Genomic DNA, 18,093 nt, shown 5'->3' on the forward strand with positions numbered 1-18,093 from the left:
CAACGAGTGGGATCAAATGTATATGCCAGCCACCAACACCGCTAGTGCCATTAGCGATGCCCCGCCAAGCAGCAAAAATGCAACATCGAAACGCTTACCGCGCACGACTAGCAACCCCGCCCTCTCGGGTGCAGCCACCGCGCGATAAGCACTGGCACACACAAGCGCGAATCCCATGATGAAGGTCCCCTTGCGCCAGTACTTAAGAATGACCAGAACGACACCGACGGAAAAGATCGCGATGATGAAAGCTAGGGCCCAGAAAGAAGGATATTCGGGTTGTTTCTGATGCCCCTTTGCCTCGATCTTTTCGATCTGCTCGATTTCGTCGTTCATCTAGGATCCGCTCCTAGCCTTGCGCGATGTCGACGACGTTGCGCAGCAGCATGGCCCTAGTCATCGGGCCTACTCCACCCGGATTGGGCGTAACCCAAGATGCCTTCTCCCAAACGTCATCGGAGAGATCTCCGCGGATCTTCCCGTCGACTCGGCTAACACCTACGTCCACCAGCACCGCGCCGGGTTTGATCATGTCTGCCGTGATGGTATCCGGCTTGCCTGCAGCAGCGATGATGATATCCGCCTGACGGGTGTGCGCCGCCAATTCCTTGGTGCCGGTGTGGCACTGGGTCACGGTGCAGTTTTCGCTGCGCCGGGTCAGCAATAATGACAACGGACGCCCTACGGTGATCCCTCTACCGACGATGCAAACTTCTGCCCCGTCGAGAACAATCTGATTGCGCCTCAGAAGTTCCACGATTCCGCGCGGAGTACATGGCAGCGGAGCTGGCTCGTTTAGGACAAGTTTGCCGAGGTTGACCGGGTGCAGACCGTCGACGTCTTTAGCCGGATCGACCAGTCCCAAAAAGCGATTCTGATCCAGCCCTTTAGGCAGCGGCAGCTGAACAATGTAGCCGGTGACATCGGGATTTTCGTTCAGTCCCTCGATCGCTTCTTCGAGCTGACTCGCGGTGGTGTCTGCGGGCAGATCGACCCGCACGGAACGGATGCCGACCTGCTCGCAGTCCCTGTGCTTCATGCGAACATAGCTCTGGCTGGCTGGATCGTCGCCGACGAGAACTGTTGCCAGGCCGGGACGAGCCCCTGCGACAGCGAGCTTTTCGACCCGCTGGGACAGCTCCACCTTAATATCGGCGGCTAGCGCCTTGCCATCTAGCTTGTTCGCACTCAATTCAGTCTCCTGATGAACTAGTGAAGGAAGTGACGGTTGCCGGTCATGTACATCGTGATTCCGGCAGCCTTAACAGCCTCGATGGTCTGGTCGTCGCGGATTGAACCGCCAGGCTGGACGATGGCTCGCACGCCCGCATCGAGCAGGATCTGCGGGCCGTCGGAGAACGGGAAGAAGGCGTCGGAAGCTGCGACCGAACCCTTGGCGCGATCGCCGGCCCTCTCCACGGCCAAACGGCAGGAATCGACTCGGTTCACCTGGCCCATTCCGACGCCAACGGAGGCGCCGTCATCGGCAAGCAGGATGGCGTTCGACTTAACCGCACGAACAGATTTCCAAGCGAACTCGAGATCGCGGAGCGTCGCCTCGTCTGCGGGTTCGCCACAAACAAGTTCCCAGTTGGCGGGATCGTCGCCGGGAGCGTCCAGGCGGTCTGGCTGCTGAAGCAACATACCACCAGAAATCTGCTTGGTGGTGAACTGCGGGTGCTGATAGGCAGGAGCGATCAGAATCCTGATGTTCTTCTTACCCTCGAGGATTTCGACAGCGCCCTCGTCATAGGAAGGCGCAATGATGACCTCGGTGAAGATTTCGCTGACCTGCTTGGCCATCTCGACGCTAACCGGGCGGTTCGTGGCGATAACGCCGCCGAAAGCCGAAACCGGGTCACAAGCGTGAGCTTTGCGGTGTGCCTCGGCGATATCCGCTCCGATAGCAATTCCGCACGGGTTTGCATGCTTGATGATGGCTACGCAAGGCTCCTCGAAGTCGTATGCGGAGCGGTAGGCAGCATCGGCATCCTGATAGTTGTTGTAGCTCATCTCCTTGCCGTGCAGCTGCTCGGCCTGGGCGATGCCGGCAGGAACCGAATCGTCGCGGTAGATGGCTGCGGGCTGATGAGAGTTTTCGCCGTAGCGCAGCGCGTGCAGCTTGTTCCAGGCGCCCGGAACGAAGGTCGGGAAGCCATCCTCGTTGGCTTCGGCGATGTTTTCGGCCATCCAGCGCGAGACCGCTGCGTCGTATTCGGCCGTGTGGGCGAAGGCTTCGGCGGCAAGATTCTTGCGCTCGGTGAGGGTAAAGCCCCCAGCCTTCACGGCAGCAAGAGCAGACTCGTAACGAGCCGGTGACGTGATGACGGCAACCGACGGATGATTCTTCGCTGCGGCACGAACCATAGAAGGCCCACCGATGTCGATCTTTTCGATGCAGTCGTCGATGCTGGCGCCGCTCGCCACGGTTTCGGAGAACGGGTACAGGTTGACAACCACCAGATCGAACGGTTCGACACCAAGCTCTTGGAGCTGCTCGCGGTGCGAGTCCAGACGACGGTCCGCGAGGATGCCAGCGTGGATGCGCGGATGTAGCGTCTTGACCCTGCCGTCCAGGCATTCGGGGAAGGCGGTGATTTCTTCAACCGCTGTTACTTTCACGCCGGCGTCGCGAATTGTCTTGGCCGTGGAACCGGTGGAGACGATCTCGACTCCTGCATCGGCTAGGCCCTTTGCGAATTCGGTGATCCCGGTCTTGTCGAAAACCGAAACCAAAGCCCTCTTGACCGCGTTGCGATCGCTCATTTGTTGCTGCCTTCCTTTGCTAAAAATTCTTCGCGAAATCGTTCACTACTTCTTTGAGCAGTTGACGCTCAACAACCTTGATGCGCTCGTGAAGCTGCGCCTCATCGTCTTCTGGCAGCACCTCCACGGGGCGTTGCGCGATGATCTTTCCGGTGTCGACTCCGTCGTCGACCATAAAGACCGTTGCACCGCTGACCTTTACTCCGGCTGCGAGCGCGTCGCGGACACCGTGCATTCCGGGAAAGCTTGGCAGAAGGGCAGGATGGGTGTTTATGCAGCGACCACCGAAGGCATTCAGGAAGTTAGCGCCCAAGAGCTTCATGAAACCCGCGCTAACCACTAGATCGGGAGAGAACTCGGCAACCTTGGCGCTAAGTTTTCGATCCCATTCTTCGCGGTCTGCGCCCTTAGCTAGGGGCAACTCGAAAGTCTCCAGACCGGCATTTTTAGCCCGAGTGATTGCTCCGCAGCCGGGCACGTCAGAACCGACCGCAACTATTTGCCCCGCCAACTGCCCATCTTCTTGGGCATTAATTAAAGATTGCAGAAGCGTTCCCGTACCGGACGCCAAAACCACCATTCTCACTTGGCCAAGTCTAGCCATCCGAGCTCTCTTCGGGTAGCTCGGTGGGCTTTGCGACTTGGACTTTCGGCAGGATTCGACGAACCCCTAATAACGAAGCGGTGAGAGTCGAAGCGCACAGCGAGCCTAAACCGAGCAGTGCGGGAGCGAACGTCGCTAGCTCCGGAAGCCTCGGCCCGACGTCTACCAACCTGACGCCACCAAGGTCTCCGGAAGAAAGATAACCGAGCACAACTAGCGCCATACCAGCGAAAATTCCCGCAACTGCTCCCCACACAGCGGCGCTAAAGAGACAATCTACCTGCTTCATCTGACGGCGAATAAAGACGTAGCCGCAAACGGCACCTGCCAAGACTGGCGCCACCAACCAAGCACTAAAGCCGGCCGGAGTGCCGCCGGGATCTGGAAAAGCACCGAGCAGCGGAAGCGCGGGAAGCAATCCAACCTCGGTTGCTGCTGGCGTGATCACCGAATCCGCGCCGAAGCTGAAGCCAGCCCCGCTCACCCAAGACATCACCCAGATTAGGGCATTCGGTAGCCAAGCCAACTGCGTCAGGGCCAGCAGAACCGAATCTAGACCACCAGCGCCCAAGGATGCAGCGATAGTTGCGATCTTTTCGCGCCCGCCAATTAGCGCAGCGATTAGTGCCAGACAAGAAAAGAACAACAATGTGAAGATGCCGGAAAGCACTGCCCACCCTAAATCCCTGATCACCCTCGGAACGATTGACCAGTGTGCGGCGTGTTTCAGACTAAAGAAACTCAACAGCACTCCGACGATCGCCAACCGCAAAAGAGCACCCCACGACGCCTGACCGCTAAGCGCCAAGACGAGCAGCCCGATTGCGGCGTATGTCAGAGCAAACCCGCCGGTCAGCTTAGCCACGAAGCGCATCTTTTTATCGTCGTCGCTCAACTCATTCGAGCCCAGGGTGCGGGGAAAAACCAGCTGGCAAGCGACGTGGGAAAGGACGAAAAGCAAAATCGTGAGCAATAGCGGGAAAAGGCTCATCTGCCCGGCTTCTAGGCCTATCGGCACCCCGGTGACGAGCAGCCAGATGTGCCCCGAGACCGCGAACGGGACCGATTCGGTGTATTCGGAGTAGGGCAACCACGCAATCACGGAAAAAATCAAGATGGCCATCAGGGACACCAATACGACGCTCGCTGCAGCCCCGGGCCCCGAGATATACCAGGGGATGTTCTTTGCAGATCCCCGAAAATCACTGACCCTCGCCAAGCCCACAACTTGGCTGCTCTTGGCCCGAAACTGTTCTTTGGCCTTCCTGGCTTTAAGCGAGGACTTACTGGAAATCTTCATTCCGGAATCATCGCCGCGCTTGCCGAAGCCGAATTTAGCCATGTCCAATCCCCCGCCTAGAGCTTTTCCATCGGAGCATAGCGAAGCGCGAGGCGCTTCTTGCCGAGAGACCCGAAGTCGACATCAACCGTGGCGTTCGAGCCAGAGCCGTTGACGGCTAGCACGTCGCCCATTCCGAAGCTGGTGTGTAACACCCTGTCGCCAACCCGCAACTGGTCCTCGACCTTCGGTTTGCCCCGGCCGGAACCAAACACCGAGGCCCCCTCATCGTGACTGGGCCTGGTCGGCTTGTTCTGCCATGCTGACACATCGTGGCCCGTGCGTCGCCAATCGATCAGCTCATCGGGGATCTCCTCGACGAAACGGCTAACCGGGTTGTAGCTGGGCGAGCCCCAAACCGAACGCACAGAAGCCCGAGTCAGGTACAGCCTCTTGCGAGCGCGCGTGATGCCCACATAGGCGAGCCGGCGCTCCTCGGATAGCTCTGACCTGTCCCCCATTGAACGACTGTGCGGGAAAACACCGTCTTCGAGCCCAGTCAAGAACACTGTGTCGAATTCAAGGCCCTTCGCGGTGTGCAGCGTCATCAACGTCACCACTCCGAGGCCGTCGCCCGCATCGGGGATCTGATCGGAATCGGCCACCAACGCCACCCGCTCAAGGAATGCAGCCAGAGATTGGTCCGGCTCCGCCATTCCACCAGCCAGACCACCGGCCTCGAGGTGCTCATCCACCTCTTCTAGATCCACTGCCCCGGCCTGGGCAACAAACTCTTGGGCGACGGCGACGAGCTCGACGAGGTTCTCGACGCGCGTCTCGTCTTGCGGATCTTTCGAGGCCTTCAGTTCGTCCAAAAGGCCAGATTCTGTGAGGACGGCTTGGAGGACGTCGCTGGCTACCGAGCCGTCAGCATCCAGTTGACGCCAATGTGCCAGCAATTCGCTGAAAGCCTTTATCTGGTTTCTCGACCTGGTGGCGATGCCAGGAATTTCGTCGAGGTTGGCGATCGCCTCGCTCACGCTCGATTGGTTGTAAGCGGCGTAGTCTTGCAGAGCCTGCTGTGCGCGGTCGCCGATGCCTCGCTTCGGCGTGTTGATGACCCGAAGCAGCGAGACGTCGTCCGCGGGGTTCGAGATCGTCCGCAGATATGCGATGGCGTCGCGAACCTCTTTTCGTTCGTAGAAGCGCACTCCCCCGACCACCCGGTATGGCAGGCCGACCCTGATGAAAACTTCCTCAATCGGCCTCGACTGGGCGTTCGTACGATAGAAAACCGCCACGTCTGAATACTTGTGGCCATCTTCCACAAGCTGATCGATCTCTTGCGCAATATAGCGAGCCTCATCGTGCTCGGTGTCGGCAACGTAGCCGACGATTTTTTCGCCGTCGCCAGAGTCGGACCAAAGATTCTTTTCCGGACGCCCAGAGTTGTGCTTAATAACCGCGTTAGCCGCGGAAAGCACGGTCTGCGTGGAGCGGTAGTTCTGCTCGAGAAGAATTGTTTCCGCGCCCGGGAAGTCTTTCTCGAAGTCGAGAATATTGCGAATTGTGGCACCCCTGAACGCGTAAATGCTCTGGTCGGAGTCGCCCACTACCATGAGCTCACTAGGCACAATTACCGGCTCACCCTCGGGCGTCGGGAACTGTCCACAGAGCTGTTTGATCAGCATGTACTGTGCGTGGTTTGTGTCCTGATACTCGTCCACTAATACCTGACGGAAACGCCTGCGATACTTTTCGCGGATGTCCGGGAACTTTTCGAAAAGTTCGACCGTGAGCATGATCAAGTCGTCGAAATCTAGTGCGTTTGCCGCCTTCAGCCTCCGCGCGTACTCCTTGTATGCCTCGGCCATAATCTCGACGTTTCCGCTCGGGCCTTCGCCATTTTCTGCAGCAGCAGCCGGGCCGATCAACTCGTTCTTACAATTGCTGACCCAGTTTTGCACTTGCCTTACCGGGAATTTTTTCGGATCGGTGCCCTGGTCTTTGAGCACCATGGTCATCAACCGCTTAGAATCGGTGCTGTCGTAAATCGAGAAATTCTTTTTGAAGCCCAGAGCATCGATTTCGCTGCGCAGGATTCTCACGCATGCAGAGTGGAACGTCGAAACCCACATCGACTTCGCCCTGTTTCCGACCAGATCTTGAACCCTTTCGCGCATCTCCGCGGCGGCCTTGTTGGTGAAGGTTATGGCCAAGATAGAGCCGGGATGGACACCGCGGGCCCCGACCAGGTAAGCGATTCGCCTAGTCAGCACTCGGGTTTTGCCCGAGCCAGCGCCCGCGACAACGAGAACAGGCCCACCCTCGTGAAGGACTGCCTTGCGTTGTTGATCGTTGAGGCCATCCAAAAGCTGGTCGCTAGCCACAGGGGCAGGACTAGACTGCGGCGCGGCCTGAGGCTGTTGCGGCGCCGGCTGATCGAATATTGAGAACGGTGACTGCTGATTCATCATTTCGCCCTCAAGCATAATGTCTGCCACCGACAAAAAATTATCGCCGGCACCGCCAGGCTAGAAACTTACTTAATGGGACCGATTTCCTGGGTCAGGCTGATCCATTTTTCCAAGAGCTTTTCACCGCTGCCATCGTCGATTGCTTTGGCTGCGCGATCCAGCTTGTCCTTCATCTGATCGACGATCGGGGCCTCCAGGTCGGGGCCATCCCAGGCGAGCAGGACTGCAGCTGCGTTCAGCAACACGATGTCGCGAACGGGGCCGGTCTTCCCGGCAAGCAGATCGCGCATTACCTGCGCGTTCATCTTCGGCTCTCCGCCGACGAGCTCTTGAGGCTCCGCAGCGCGAAGGCCCAGTTCGGCTGGGTCTAGCTGAGTAGTGACGATCTTGCCTTCGTCGAACAGCCAGACATCGGACGGCATAGTGGTGGTCAGCTCGTCCAGACCGTCTTCGCCGTGGAAGACCAAACCGCGATCGCCACGGCCAGCCAGCACTCCGGCTACCAGATCGGCGATGTACTTGTTTGCCATACCGATTGCTTGGCCATTCGGTCGAGCAGGGTTGGTTAGCGGCCCAAGGAAGTTGAAAGTGGTCTGCACGCCAAGTTCGCGACGCGTCGGGGCCGTGTGCCGCAAAGAAGAGTGGTACAGGGGCGCAAACAAGAAGACGATGCCGCATTCGTCGAGCACGCGCTGCTGATTTTCAGGGGCTACCATCAACTCAAGACCGAGCGCCTCGAGGCAGTCTGCTGTGCCGCACATGGAGCTGGCAGCACGGTTACCGTGCTTGATGACCTTGGCGCCCGAGGCGGCCGCAACCACGGCGGCCATCGTGGAAATATTCACGGTGTTGGCACGGTCGCCGCCAGAGCCGACGATGTCAACCGCGTTGCGGGAAAGCTCGATGGGACGCGCTTTAGCAAGCATTCCGTCGGCGAGGCCTGCGACCTCCTCGACGATTTCACCCTTCGCGCGAAGAGCAACCATGAATCCGGCCATGATCGCTGGCGAAACATTGCCCGAAAGAATCTCAGACATAGCCCAAGCGGTGTTTTCCTGCGTCATGTCTTCGCCGTTGATGAGGCTAGTCAGCAGGTCTGGCCACGTCGGAGCCTTGTGAGAATTTGTTACTGTCTGAGAATTTTCCATATTTCACGAATACCACATTCGGGCTATGCGGCAAGTCCCAGTCCGAGCGGTGTCTGCGATTAGCTTTGTTCGACGTGTCGGCTGGAAACGCCAGGTTTGATGCGGTCGCTAGACAACGGCGTGCGGCGTCCGCTGCGATGATCTCTTACCACCTGGGCAACGGCCTGCGGCAGGGTTAGCGGATCGAGCGGATATGGCGCGACCGCTTCCGCCTTGCTCCAAGCGGCCATCCACGAGTCAGCCTGCCTAGCAACCAGCAGCACCACCGGGGCCGGATCGGCCAACTCTTCGCGCATCTGACGCGAAATTCCCATGCCGCCCGGAACTGCCTCGCCGTCCAGAATTGCGACGTCGTAAGCGTCCTTATCCAATGATTTAAAAAGCGCCGGCTGGGTCGCGAACTCGAAATATTCAAGTTCGGGCAGGTCTGGAGCAATGCGACGACCCAAAACGGTGCGCACCTGCTCACGAACTGTTCTGTCTGACGAGTAGAGGACTACTCGCAACTTTTCGCCTGACATGTTCTGCTGCGTCTTCGAAGCGCTCATGCTTGAACTCTACCTCATGTTTTATTTTCTAGATTAAAACTGCGACTGCAGTACCATAACCCATCGGACTAAAGCCTCGGCACAAAAGTTCAGATTATATAGGTCAAATAGTTCAAGTTAATGACACAATGAGGTGTGCATTTCATTTCCTCTCCTTTGGGGCATGAACTTACTTATAACGATGTGTTCATGATGCCGTCGCGCAGTTCGGTGCCCTCACGCATGGACGTCGACCTCACCTCAAACGATGGGCTTTCACTAGGCATCCCCTTGGTTGTCTCTAACATGACCGCGATTTCCGGACGGAGGATGGCCGAAACAATCGCACGAAGAGGCGGCATAGCAATTCTTCCCCAGGACATTCCCGTTGACGTTCTTGCCCGCACCATAAAAAAGGTGAAGAGCTCCCCGACCGTTTTCGAGACCGCGGTGACCGTCTCACCGAACGACACGATCGCCACTGCGCTCACGCTCATGCCGAAGCGGGCACACAACGCCGTTGTCGCCGTCGACCAAGACGGGCGCCCACTCGGCATCATGACCAAGGCCGAGGCGCAGAACGTGGATCGATTCTGCCAGGTTCATCAGGTGATGTTCCCGGTGCGGACGACCGTTTCGTCGCAGACGGGCCCGCAGGAAGTATTCGAGGCCCTCGAGGAAAATCACGAGCACCTGGCCATAGCCATCGACGACGATGGGCGCCTGATCGGCGTGATGACCAAAAAAGGTGCGCTTCGCTCTACTATCTACCGCCCGGCACTAGACACTGATGGCCGGCTCAAGGTTGGCTGCGCTATCGGCATTTCCGGCGACGTCCAGCGCCGCGCGCTCGCGCTTTTGGAGGCTGGCGCAGACGTGATCGTCCTCGACACCGCCCACGGCCACCAGGACCGCATGATCGATGCGCTACCCAAGGCCCTCGAGGCTCGAGACGCTTTCGAGCTGGTCGCGGAGAAGCGAGTGCCGATCGTTGCAGGCAACGTCGTCACAAGAGGTGCAGTGATCGACCTGATAGAGGCCGGCGCAGACATCGTAAAGGTGGGCATCGGCCCGGGTGCTATGTGCACGACGAGAATGCAGACCGGCGTTGGACGTCCGCAGTTTTCTGCGGTTGTAGAGTGTGCGGCAGCAGCTAAAGACTTCGGGAAATCCATCTGGGCCGATGGTGGAATCCGATATCCCAGGGACGTTTCGTTAGCGCTCGCCGCGGGCGCCGGCTCCGTGATGATCGGCAGCTGGTTCGCCGGCACGCACGAGTCCACCGGAGAGATGCTGCAAGATTCCGAGGGCCGCTACTACAAGGAATCGTTCGGGATGGCCTCGAAACGTGCAGTTCGCAACAGGACCAGAGAAAAGACCGCATTCGAGAGGGCGCGTGCCGCGATTTTTGAGGAAGGCATCAGTTCGTCGAAGATGTATCTGGACGTCGAAAGGCCTGGCGTTGAGGACCTGGTCGACTTCATCACGTCCGGAGTTCGCAGCTCCTGCACCTATGCGGGGGCCTCGAACCTGCGCGAATTGGCCGAGTACGCAGTGGTCGGCGCTCAGTCGCCCTCCGGTTACGACGAAGGGCGACCGCTAAACACCAGTTGGCGCTAGATCAGTGGAATGAGTCGCCGCAGGCGCAGGTGTTTTGCGCGTTCGGATTGTCGATGGTGAAGCCCTGAGCCTCGATGGTGTCGACGAAGTCGATGCTCGCGCCCATCAGGTATGGCTGGCTCATCTTGTCGACGACGAGGTTGATGCCCTCGTATTCGTCGACGATGTCGCCGTCCAGCTTGGTGTCGTCGAACTGCAGCTGATAGCGCAGTCCAGAGCAGCCGCCTGGCTGTACTGCGATTCGCAGGGCAATGCCGCTGGTGTCGCCATCCTCGGCAGCCAGCAAAGAGGCGGCCTTTTCGACTGCTGCCGGCTTCAGGATCACGCCGGTGTTGGTCTTGGGATTAGTCATTATCTAGCTCCAATCGGTTAACAAAAATATTCAACACCTAAAAATCTAGTTTGATTCCCCGACTCAAAACACATTCGGATGAAGCTGGTGCAACTACTGGCTAGGCTTGAATGAATTTCACGATAGGTAGACTTATTATTAAGCACTAACTTCTCGCTAGAATGGAGCCCCATGGGACTTTTCAGGCCTTATAAGCGCGATGGTCGCTCAGAGGAAGAAACTAAGGACAGCTCGCCTACTGTGGGCAAATCCGAGCCGACACCGACGCGTAAGCAGGCCGAGGCCGATCGCATGAATCGCCTTCACCCGCAGCCCAACAGCAAAGAATTCAAGCGTCGCAAGCGAGAGATCCAGGCACGCCAGCGCGAGCGTCGATGGGCCGAGATTGAGAATCAGCCCGAGCGCGTCCTAGCCCGCAACTTCGTCGATTCCCGCTGGAGCCTCTGCGAATTCATCATGCCCGGCATGTTGATTGTGCTCGCGGTGAGCATGTTTGGAGTGCGCCTCTTCTGGCTGGTTCAAATCGCCACCTATGCCCTGTGGGCGATGGTGTTGGCCATGATCGTCGAGGTCGCTTGGTGCTGGAGCAAATTCAAGAAGGTGCTCTACTCGCGCTACCCCAATGCGGATAAGCGCGGCATGCTCGGCTACATGTGGAGCCGCATGATGCAGCCTCGCCGTTGGCGGCGCCCCGGCACCGCAATCAACCGCGGCGATCCGTACTGATCCCTAAGCTCATTCGACCCCGGCAGCCTTATCTAGGTGGGATACTTGAATCATGTTCACCTGGAAACCGCAAATGATGGACGGCCCGCTCTATGACGTCGAGGACCTCGCAGACACCGGGATTGATAAGGAATTTGATAGCCGCGCCGAGGCCGAGGAATGGGTAACCCAAAACTACGAACTCCTCGAGGAACTCGGCGTGGAGGCAGTGAGCCTTTATGAAGGCGAAGAACTGCTCTACAAGATGGCACTAGCTGCCGAATAATCTAGGAGGAAAATTGACTGACAGCAGTTTCAATGCTGAAAAGTTCAACCCCAATCGTCACGCCCTTCCACCGGTCTCGCTAACTGATAAATTCGAGGCCGACGACGTCGTCATCGGTGCCGTGGGCAGCAAACCGCAGCTCATCGGTCTGCCGGAATCTGTGGACGGGATCAAAGCGGAGGTAATCGCCGATTTCTTCGCTAAACAGGGCATCAGCTCCGGCGTGGGCAAGATCACTTCCCTGACGCTGCACAACCTTCGCCTGCTGGCCATCGGTCTCGGCGACGACGTCGACGTCTCCCCCGAACAGCTGCGCCGCGCCGCAGGCTCCGCAGTCCGCGCAATCGGTTCGGCCAGCTACGCCAACCCGCGCAAGGTGGCTATTTCGCTTGACGCGGTTTCCCCGGAGCAGATCCAGGCGGTTGCCGAAGGCGCCCTCCTGGCGGCCAACAAGTTCGCCAAGATCAGTGGCGAGCCCGTCAAGCAGCAGATAGGTGAAATCCTGATCGTCACCACCAAGACCGACGCCAACAATGAGGCAATTGAGCGCGCGGAGAAGACCTCCAGCGCCGTTTGCGTGGCCCGCGATTGGACCAACCTCCCTCCGAACCTGATGGGCCCGCCGGAATTCGCCTCCCAGGTAAGCGGATACATGAAGGACGTCAAGGTAGACGTCGAGATCCTCGACGAAAAGGCTCTTGCCAAACAGGGCTTTGGCGGAATATTGGCCGTCGGCGGCGGTTCTGACCGTCCTCCGCGTCTAGTCCGCGCCAGCTACAACCCACGTGGCGCCAAGAAACACCTGGTGTTGATCGGTAAAGGCATCACTTTCGATTCGGGCGGCTACAACCTGAAGCCGGCCGGCTCCATGATCACCATGAAGAACGACATGTCCGGTGCAGCCGACGTGATGGCAGCTATCCACGCCATTGCCGAGCTCGGGCTGAACGTTCAGGTGACCGCTTATGGCGCGATGGCCGAGTCGCTGGTTTCCGGGCGCGCCTACCGTCCTAGCGACGTCATGACCATGCACGACGGCACGACCGTCGAGAACGGCAACTCCGACGCGGAGGGCCGCATAGTTTTGGCGGACGCAATTTCCCGCGCGAACCAGGACAAGCCCGACCTGATCATCGACGTCGCCACCCTTACTGGCGCATGCGTCTCGGCTCTGGGCGACCGCGTTTCTGGCCTGTTCGCGAGCTCCGATGAGGTCGCCGACCAGGTGTTGGATGCCGCCGAGATTTCCGGCGAACAGTTCTGGCAGCTGCCGATCACCGATCAGCTCCGTGCCGAGATCAAGAAGTCCGAGGTTGCAGACCTGCTGTCCTCCGGTTCTCGCATCGGCGGCCTGATCTACTCCGCAGCGTTCCTTGAGCACTTCGTCGCCGATGGCGGCAACTGGGCTCACATGGACGTCGCCGGCCCGGCTTGGAGCGACTCTGCCTATAGCTACATTCCTAAGGAATCGACTGGCACCAGCGTTCGCACACTGATCGCTGTTGCCGAACAGATGGCTAACTAATTAATCGGCGGGTGTTTGCGCCCTCTAGACTTGGCGTCGAAGTCACGCTTGCGCTGGGGATACGGCACAACACCCGCCTGATAAGCCGGTATCCCATTTTTCTTGGCGAAATCGAATGCCCAGCTTTCTGATTCGACTGATCTGCGCGTCGATTCGCCTTCTTTATCTATCAGCAGGATTGAGGCCTTGTTGAACCCCGCGGCGCACTCTACCCAAGCCTCCACCCCCTGCCTACTAGCGATGAAGTCCTCGAGGTGAGTCTTCGTGGCGTCGGGTATCGTCGCCTCGGCTCGGGCTATCTGTGCCCGGCGCCGGCCTCGTCTAAAAAATCTCCTAAGTCCCACCTGGCTAATTATTGCCCGAACATTCCGACTTTGCTATTAGGCTAGGTTTCGAAAGATTAACGTGCTGCGAAGGAGCGTCCGTCAAATGTCGACCGAAGTAACCCTGCCCGCTCTGGGCGAAAGCGTCACCGAAGGAACCATTTCGCGCTGGCTTAAAGAAGTTGGCGAGCAGGTTTCGGCACAGGAACCGCTGCTCGAGGTGAGCACCGACAAGGTGGACACCGAAGTGCCGTCCCCGGCAAGCGGCACACTGTTAGAAATCAAGTACAACGAGGATGACGTCGCCGAGGTTGGCGCGGTCATCGCAATCATCGGTGACGCCAACGAGGCCCCCGCCGTCCCTGCACCGGCGGCTCCAGCCCCCGCGCAGGCAGTAGCTCCTGAGGCACAGGCCCAGCAGGCGCCAACAGGTCAGGCGAGCGGCACCGAGATCAAGCTTCCCGAGTTGGGCGAAGGCGTCAATCAAGCGGTCATCGCACGCTGGCTCAAGGAGGTCGGCGAGGAGGTCGAGGCCGGCGAGCCCGTCCTAGAGGTGAGCACCGACAAGGTTGACACCGAGATTCCCGCTCCCGCAGCAGGCACGCTACTTGAGGTTCGCGCGAACGAGGACGAGGAAGTCACCGTCGGCTCCGTTTTGGGCATCATCGGCGACGCTTCCGCTGCCCCGGCTCCGCAGCCCACAGCGCCCGCTCCTCAGCAGGCAGCTCCCGCGGCACCACAGCCTCCGGCCTCGCAGCCACCTGCGCCGCGTCCGAGCGCTCCGTCTCCTGCGGCCCCGACTGCTTCGGCTCCCGCACCCGTAGCAGCGCCTCGCGCCGCTGGCAGCAAGGAAGTTTACGTAACGCCGCTGGTTCGCAAAATGGCTAGGGACTTGGGCGTCGACCTGAGCACCATCGAGGGCACCGGCGTTGGCGGCCGCATCCGCAAGCAGGACGTCCAGGCAGCCGCCGAGGCAGCAAAGGCCCCAGCACCTCAGGCCGCACCCGAAACCAAGCCCGCAGCAGGCACGCCGGCTGGTCACGACGAGGACAAGCGCGGCACCACCGAGAAGTTGCCGAGGATGCGTCAGATCATCGCACAGCGCATGAACGAGTCGCTCGAGACCGCTGCCCAGCTGACAGCCACCGTCGAGGTGGACCTGACCGGCATTGCGAACCTGCGCAAGAAGGTTAAGGACGATTTCCGCTCCCGCGAGGGGGTCGGCCTGACTTACCTGGCGTTCATCGCCAAGGCGACCGTCGAGACCCTGCAGAAGTTCCCGATCTTCAACGCATCGATGAGCCTGGAAGAAAAGACCATCACCTACCACGGCTCGGAGAACCTCGGCATCGCGGTTGCCTCCGAGAAGGGTCTGATGGTTCCGGTCATCAAGGAGGCCGGAGACCTGAATGTTGGCGGTCTGGCGAAAGCAATCGCCGACGTGGCCAAGCGCGTCCGCTCCAACTCCATCAAGCCGGATGAGCTTTCGGGTTCCACCTTTACCATCACCAACTACGGCGGCAACGGCTCGCTGTTCGACACACCTATCATCAACCAACCGAACTCGGCGATCATGGGCACCGGCGCGCTGGTGAAGCGTCCGGTCGTCGTCACGGACGAGTTTGGCAACGACACGATCGCGGTTCGTCAGATGATGTACATCTCTTTGACCTATGATCACCGCCTGATCGACGGTGCGCTGGCCGGAGACTTCCTCTCTGCAATCAAGGCACGCCTGGAATCCGGCGATTTCGGCGCTGAATTCGGCGCTTAGTTAAACGACTAAAATTCTTGGGGCTCGACCATCGTCGGGCCCCAAGTTTTTGCGTAAACCGCGCGGGATGAACTTGGTTTTCGTTATATGTAGAATCGACACGTTAAGCAATCTAGTTACGGAGCGATAATGGCAAGCGAACGGTCAAAGGAATTAGCCGCCAAGCAGCGCGCGGAACGTAAGGCGCTGCGAGCGAAGAAACGCAATTCCGATAACCCTCGCGACTGGGGAACCATCAGGCAGCTGCGCGAGGCGTGGAAGGCCACGTACGAGTTCGACAAGAAGCTGCCGCTCTTCGTGTTCGGCGCTTGGGCGCTGACGGCCGTCGTTGGTCTTGTTATCGGCCTGATCATCAGTACGGCTACAGGCAGCTCCTTCAGCTGGTTGTGGTTCCTGATCTTCGGCGTCCTGTTTGGCATGACCGTTGCGATGCTGGTGTTTACCAATCGCCTGAAGAAGGCCACTTACACCCGCTACGAGGGCCAGGCCGGTTCCGGCGAGGTTGCTCTTTCGATGCTGAACAAGAAGAAGTATCAGTACACCCCAGCCATCGCATTCAACCGCAACAAGGACGTCGTGCACCGCGTTGTCGGCCCATGCGGCCTGGTTCTGGTTGGCGACGGCCAGACCGGCGCCATCCGCAAGCTGCTTAAGACCGAGGCGAACCGTCACTCCGCAATCGCCTACAACGTCGACGTCGAGACAATCGTCATCGGCGACGGCGAGGGCCAGGTGCCGCTAAATGAGCTGGCAAAGCACATCCAGAGGATGCCCAAGAAGCTGGACAAGACCCAAGTTATCGATCTGAGCTCGCGTCTGAAGGCGCTGGATGCCAGCAAGCCTCGCATGCCAATACCCAAGGGCCCAATGCCCAACATGAAGGGCGCGCACCGGGCCATGCGTGGGCGCTAAATGGCGCATTTACTTGGGGCTCAGAATCTGAGCCTTTCCTACCCAACCAAGCAGGTTTTCGACTCGGTCACGCTAGGCATCTCTGACGGAGACCGAGTGGGTATCGTCGGCAAAAACGGCGATGGAAAGTCCAGTCTGCTCGGAATGCTCACAGGCCGAGTCGAGCCCGATTCGGGACAGGTGACATACCGCTCCGACTTGCGTGTGGGCGAGCTAACGCAGCGCGACGAACTCGATGGGGACATCAGCGTCGGCCGCTCGATCGTCGGTGACGTTGAGGAATACGTATGGGCTTCTGACCCAAGAATCAGGGACGTCATCACCGGCCTGGTTCCCGATCTCGACTGGGAAAAGCCCGTGGGCCAGCTCTCCGGTGGCCAGAGGCGAAGGGTCGCTCTGGCGAAGTTGCTGGTGGACGAATGGGACGTCATCGCGCTTGACGAGCCGACAAACCACCTCGATATTGAGGGCGTCAACTGGCTGGCCGAGCACCTGAAGAATCGCTGGCCAAAGAACACCGGTGGGCTTCTGGTAATCACCCACGACAGATGGTTTTTGGACGAGGTAGCCACCACGACGTGGGAGGTTCACGATCAGATCGTCGAGCCTTTCGAGGGCGGTTACGCGGCATATGTTTTGCAGCGCGTCGAACGCGATCGAATCGCAGCGGCTACTGAGGCAAAACGCCAAAACATTATGCGCAAGGAACTCGCCTGGCTGCGCCGTGGCGCACCTGCGCGTACTAGCAAACCGAAGTTCCGCATTGAGGCCGCCAACGAACTAATCGCCAATGTACCGGAACCCCGCAACAAGATTGAGCTTTCCAGATTGTCGATGGCTCGTCTGGGCAAGAGGGTCGTCGATCTTCTTGACGTGGACGTTTCTTACGGCGATCATCAGGTGCTTCATGGTGTCAACTGGAAGATCGCGCCTGGCGAGCGATCTGGAATCTTGGGGGCTAATGGCGCGGGCAAATCTACCCTTCTCGGGCTGATCTGCGGGACGATCGAGGCATCCAGCGGCAGCGTCAGGCGAGGCAAGACCGTCAAGTTTGGTGTGCTCGACCAACAGTTCTCGGCCCTAGCCGAAATCGGCACGGACAGGGTTCGTGAGGTGCTCAGCCGCACTCAAGCAACTTTCGACATCGGGGGCAAGGAACTCACCCCGGCTCAACTTTTGGAGCGGCTAGGGTTCTCGTCTGCACATCTCAGCGCATTCGTCAATGATCTTTCCGGCGGCCAGAAGCGCCGGCTTCAGTTGCTGATGGTGCTGCTTTCCGAACCGAACGTCCTGGTTCTCGACGAGCCAACCAACGACGTTGACACCGACATGCTTGCGGCCATGGAAGACGTGCTAGACACCTGGCCGGGCACCCTGCTGGTGGTAAGCCACGACCGATACCTGATCGAGCGCATCACAGATCAGCAGTACGCAATCCTGGGTGGCACGCTTCGCCACCTGCCCGGCGGCGTTGACGAATACCTCCGGTTAGCAAAGAAGCTCGATGACGGTGAGGTCCCCGCTCCCCTGGCTGCGGAGGAACCGACGAAACAGCTCGGGCCTTCCAGCGCTGATCTCCGCGCCCAGCGAAAAGAAATAGAGGCTGTGGAACGCAAGATCAAACGTCTGAGTGCATCGCAGGAGAAGCTGGAAGCTCAGATGGAAGAACACGACCCTAGCGACTACGTATGGCTGACCGAACAGGGCGGGAAACTTGTTGAGCTCCAGGAGCAAATATCTGAGCTCGAGGATAAATGGCTCGAACTAAACGCCTAGGGCTTTTAAAGAATGTGGT

General features: G+C 58.9%; 16 protein-coding genes and 1 pseudogene. 7 read left to right on the forward strand and 10 right to left on the reverse strand.

Going from position 1 to position 18,093, the window contains the following annotated elements:
* Positions 1-12: 12 nt before the first annotated feature.
* The 8 genes and pseudogenes from HMPREF1255_RS00745 to HMPREF1255_RS00780 all read right to left on the reverse strand — a co-directional run bounded on the left by HMPREF1255_RS00745 (position 13) and on the right by HMPREF1255_RS00780 (position 8,822).
* Positions 13-336 carry a DUF3017 domain-containing protein gene (locus HMPREF1255_RS00745; RefSeq protein ID WP_024110497.1) on the reverse strand — a complete coding sequence of 108 codons (324 nt, stop codon included), beginning with the start codon at positions 334-336 and terminating at the stop codon, positions 13-15.
* A pseudogene (locus HMPREF1255_RS00750) lies at positions 333-1,192 on the reverse strand (bifunctional methylenetetrahydrofolate dehydrogenase/methenyltetrahydrofolate cyclohydrolase). Before HMPREF1255_RS00750 ends, HMPREF1255_RS00745 begins: the two are co-directional and overlap by 4 nt.
* A 17-nt stretch (positions 1,193-1,209) precedes the next feature.
* Positions 1,210-2,766, reverse strand: a complete 1,557-nt coding sequence (gene purH, locus HMPREF1255_RS00755) for a bifunctional phosphoribosylaminoimidazolecarboxamide formyltransferase/IMP cyclohydrolase (protein ID WP_024110465.1) — start codon at positions 2,764-2,766, stop codon at positions 1,210-1,212.
* A 19-nt stretch (positions 2,767-2,785) separates the two neighbouring features.
* Complete coding sequence (gene purN, locus HMPREF1255_RS00760) at positions 2,786-3,370, reverse strand: phosphoribosylglycinamide formyltransferase (protein ID WP_016455502.1); 585 nt, start codon at positions 3,368-3,370, stop codon at positions 2,786-2,788.
* Positions 3,363-4,712, reverse strand: coding sequence for a DUF6350 family protein (locus tag HMPREF1255_RS00765; protein ID WP_024110447.1), 1,350 nt, complete (start codon positions 4,710-4,712; stop codon positions 3,363-3,365). Before HMPREF1255_RS00765 ends, purN begins: the two co-directional genes overlap by 8 nt.
* A 14-nt stretch (positions 4,713-4,726) precedes the next feature.
* On the reverse strand, positions 4,727-7,126 hold the full coding sequence (pcrA, locus tag HMPREF1255_RS00770) for a DNA helicase PcrA (RefSeq protein WP_036916667.1): 2,400 nt from the start codon (positions 7,124-7,126) through the stop codon (positions 4,727-4,729).
* A gap of 65 nt (positions 7,127-7,191) precedes the next feature.
* Positions 7,192-8,274, reverse strand: a complete 1,083-nt coding sequence (gene trpD / locus HMPREF1255_RS00775) for an anthranilate phosphoribosyltransferase (RefSeq protein WP_024110454.1) — start codon at positions 8,272-8,274, stop codon at positions 7,192-7,194.
* Between the two features lie 59 nt (positions 8,275-8,333).
* A complete protein-coding gene (locus HMPREF1255_RS00780; protein WP_024110384.1) occupies positions 8,334-8,822 on the reverse strand; it encodes a hypothetical protein in 489 nt (162 codons plus the stop codon).
* Positions 8,823-8,957: 135 nt separating this feature from the next.
* On the opposite strand from HMPREF1255_RS00780, the gene HMPREF1255_RS00785 reads away from it, so the two are divergent.
* The gene (locus tag HMPREF1255_RS00785; protein ID WP_024110460.1) at positions 8,958-10,421 is read left to right on the forward strand and encodes a GuaB1 family IMP dehydrogenase-related protein; all 1,464 of its coding nucleotides are present in this window, start codon (positions 8,958-8,960) and stop codon (positions 10,419-10,421) included.
* Between the two features lies 1 nt (position 10,422).
* Here the strand turns inward: HMPREF1255_RS00785 and HMPREF1255_RS00790 are convergent, their stop codons facing one another.
* Positions 10,423-10,773, reverse strand: coding sequence for an iron-sulfur cluster assembly accessory protein (locus HMPREF1255_RS00790; protein WP_016455496.1), 351 nt, complete (start codon positions 10,771-10,773; stop codon positions 10,423-10,425).
* Positions 10,774-10,944: 171 nt separating this feature from the next.
* Between HMPREF1255_RS00790 and HMPREF1255_RS09285 the strand changes: the two genes are divergently transcribed.
* Genes HMPREF1255_RS09285 through HMPREF1255_RS00805 form a run of 3 tightly spaced genes read left to right on the forward strand, consistent with a single transcriptional unit; the run spans position 10,945 to position 13,289 of the window.
* On the forward strand, positions 10,945-11,499 hold the full coding sequence (locus HMPREF1255_RS09285) for a DUF3043 domain-containing protein (protein ID WP_016455495.1): 555 nt from the start codon (positions 10,945-10,947) through the stop codon (positions 11,497-11,499).
* 52 nt (positions 11,500-11,551) lie between these two features.
* Positions 11,552-11,764 (forward strand): hypothetical protein, encoded by a 213-nt coding sequence (locus tag HMPREF1255_RS00800; RefSeq protein ID WP_024110499.1) that lies wholly within the window; start codon positions 11,552-11,554, stop codon positions 11,762-11,764.
* Positions 11,765-11,777: 13 nt separating this feature from the next.
* Complete coding sequence (locus HMPREF1255_RS00805; protein WP_024110422.1) at positions 11,778-13,289, forward strand: leucyl aminopeptidase; 1,512 nt, start codon at positions 11,778-11,780, stop codon at positions 13,287-13,289.
* On the opposite strand, the gene HMPREF1255_RS00810 is transcribed toward HMPREF1255_RS00805, so the two are convergent.
* A complete protein-coding gene (locus tag HMPREF1255_RS00810; protein ID WP_016455492.1) occupies positions 13,286-13,513 on the reverse strand; it encodes a hypothetical protein in 228 nt (75 codons plus the stop codon). The genes HMPREF1255_RS00805 and HMPREF1255_RS00810 overlap by 4 nt on opposite strands.
* Before the next feature lie 205 nt (positions 13,514-13,718).
* Between HMPREF1255_RS00810 and sucB the strand changes: the two genes are divergently transcribed.
* The 3 genes from sucB to HMPREF1255_RS00825 all read left to right on the forward strand — a co-directional run bounded on the left by sucB (position 13,719) and on the right by HMPREF1255_RS00825 (position 18,074).
* Positions 13,719-15,386 carry a 2-oxoglutarate dehydrogenase, E2 component, dihydrolipoamide succinyltransferase gene (sucB, locus tag HMPREF1255_RS00815; protein ID WP_024110408.1) on the forward strand — a complete coding sequence of 556 codons (1,668 nt, stop codon included), beginning with the start codon at positions 13,719-13,721 and terminating at the stop codon, positions 15,384-15,386.
* Between the two features lie 126 nt (positions 15,387-15,512).
* Positions 15,513-16,298, forward strand: a complete 786-nt coding sequence (locus HMPREF1255_RS00820) for a DUF4191 domain-containing protein (RefSeq protein WP_197016954.1) — start codon at positions 15,513-15,515, stop codon at positions 16,296-16,298.
* Positions 16,299-18,074, forward strand: coding sequence for an ABC-F family ATP-binding cassette domain-containing protein (locus tag HMPREF1255_RS00825; protein ID WP_024110496.1), 1,776 nt, complete (start codon positions 16,299-16,301; stop codon positions 18,072-18,074).
* The last annotated feature ends 19 nt before the right edge of the window (positions 18,075-18,093 follow it).

It is taken from the genome of Propionimicrobium sp. BV2F7 (genome assembly GCF_000510445.1).
Classification (GTDB): domain Bacteria; phylum Actinomycetota; class Actinomycetes; order Propionibacteriales; family Propionibacteriaceae; genus Propionimicrobium; species Propionimicrobium lymphophilum.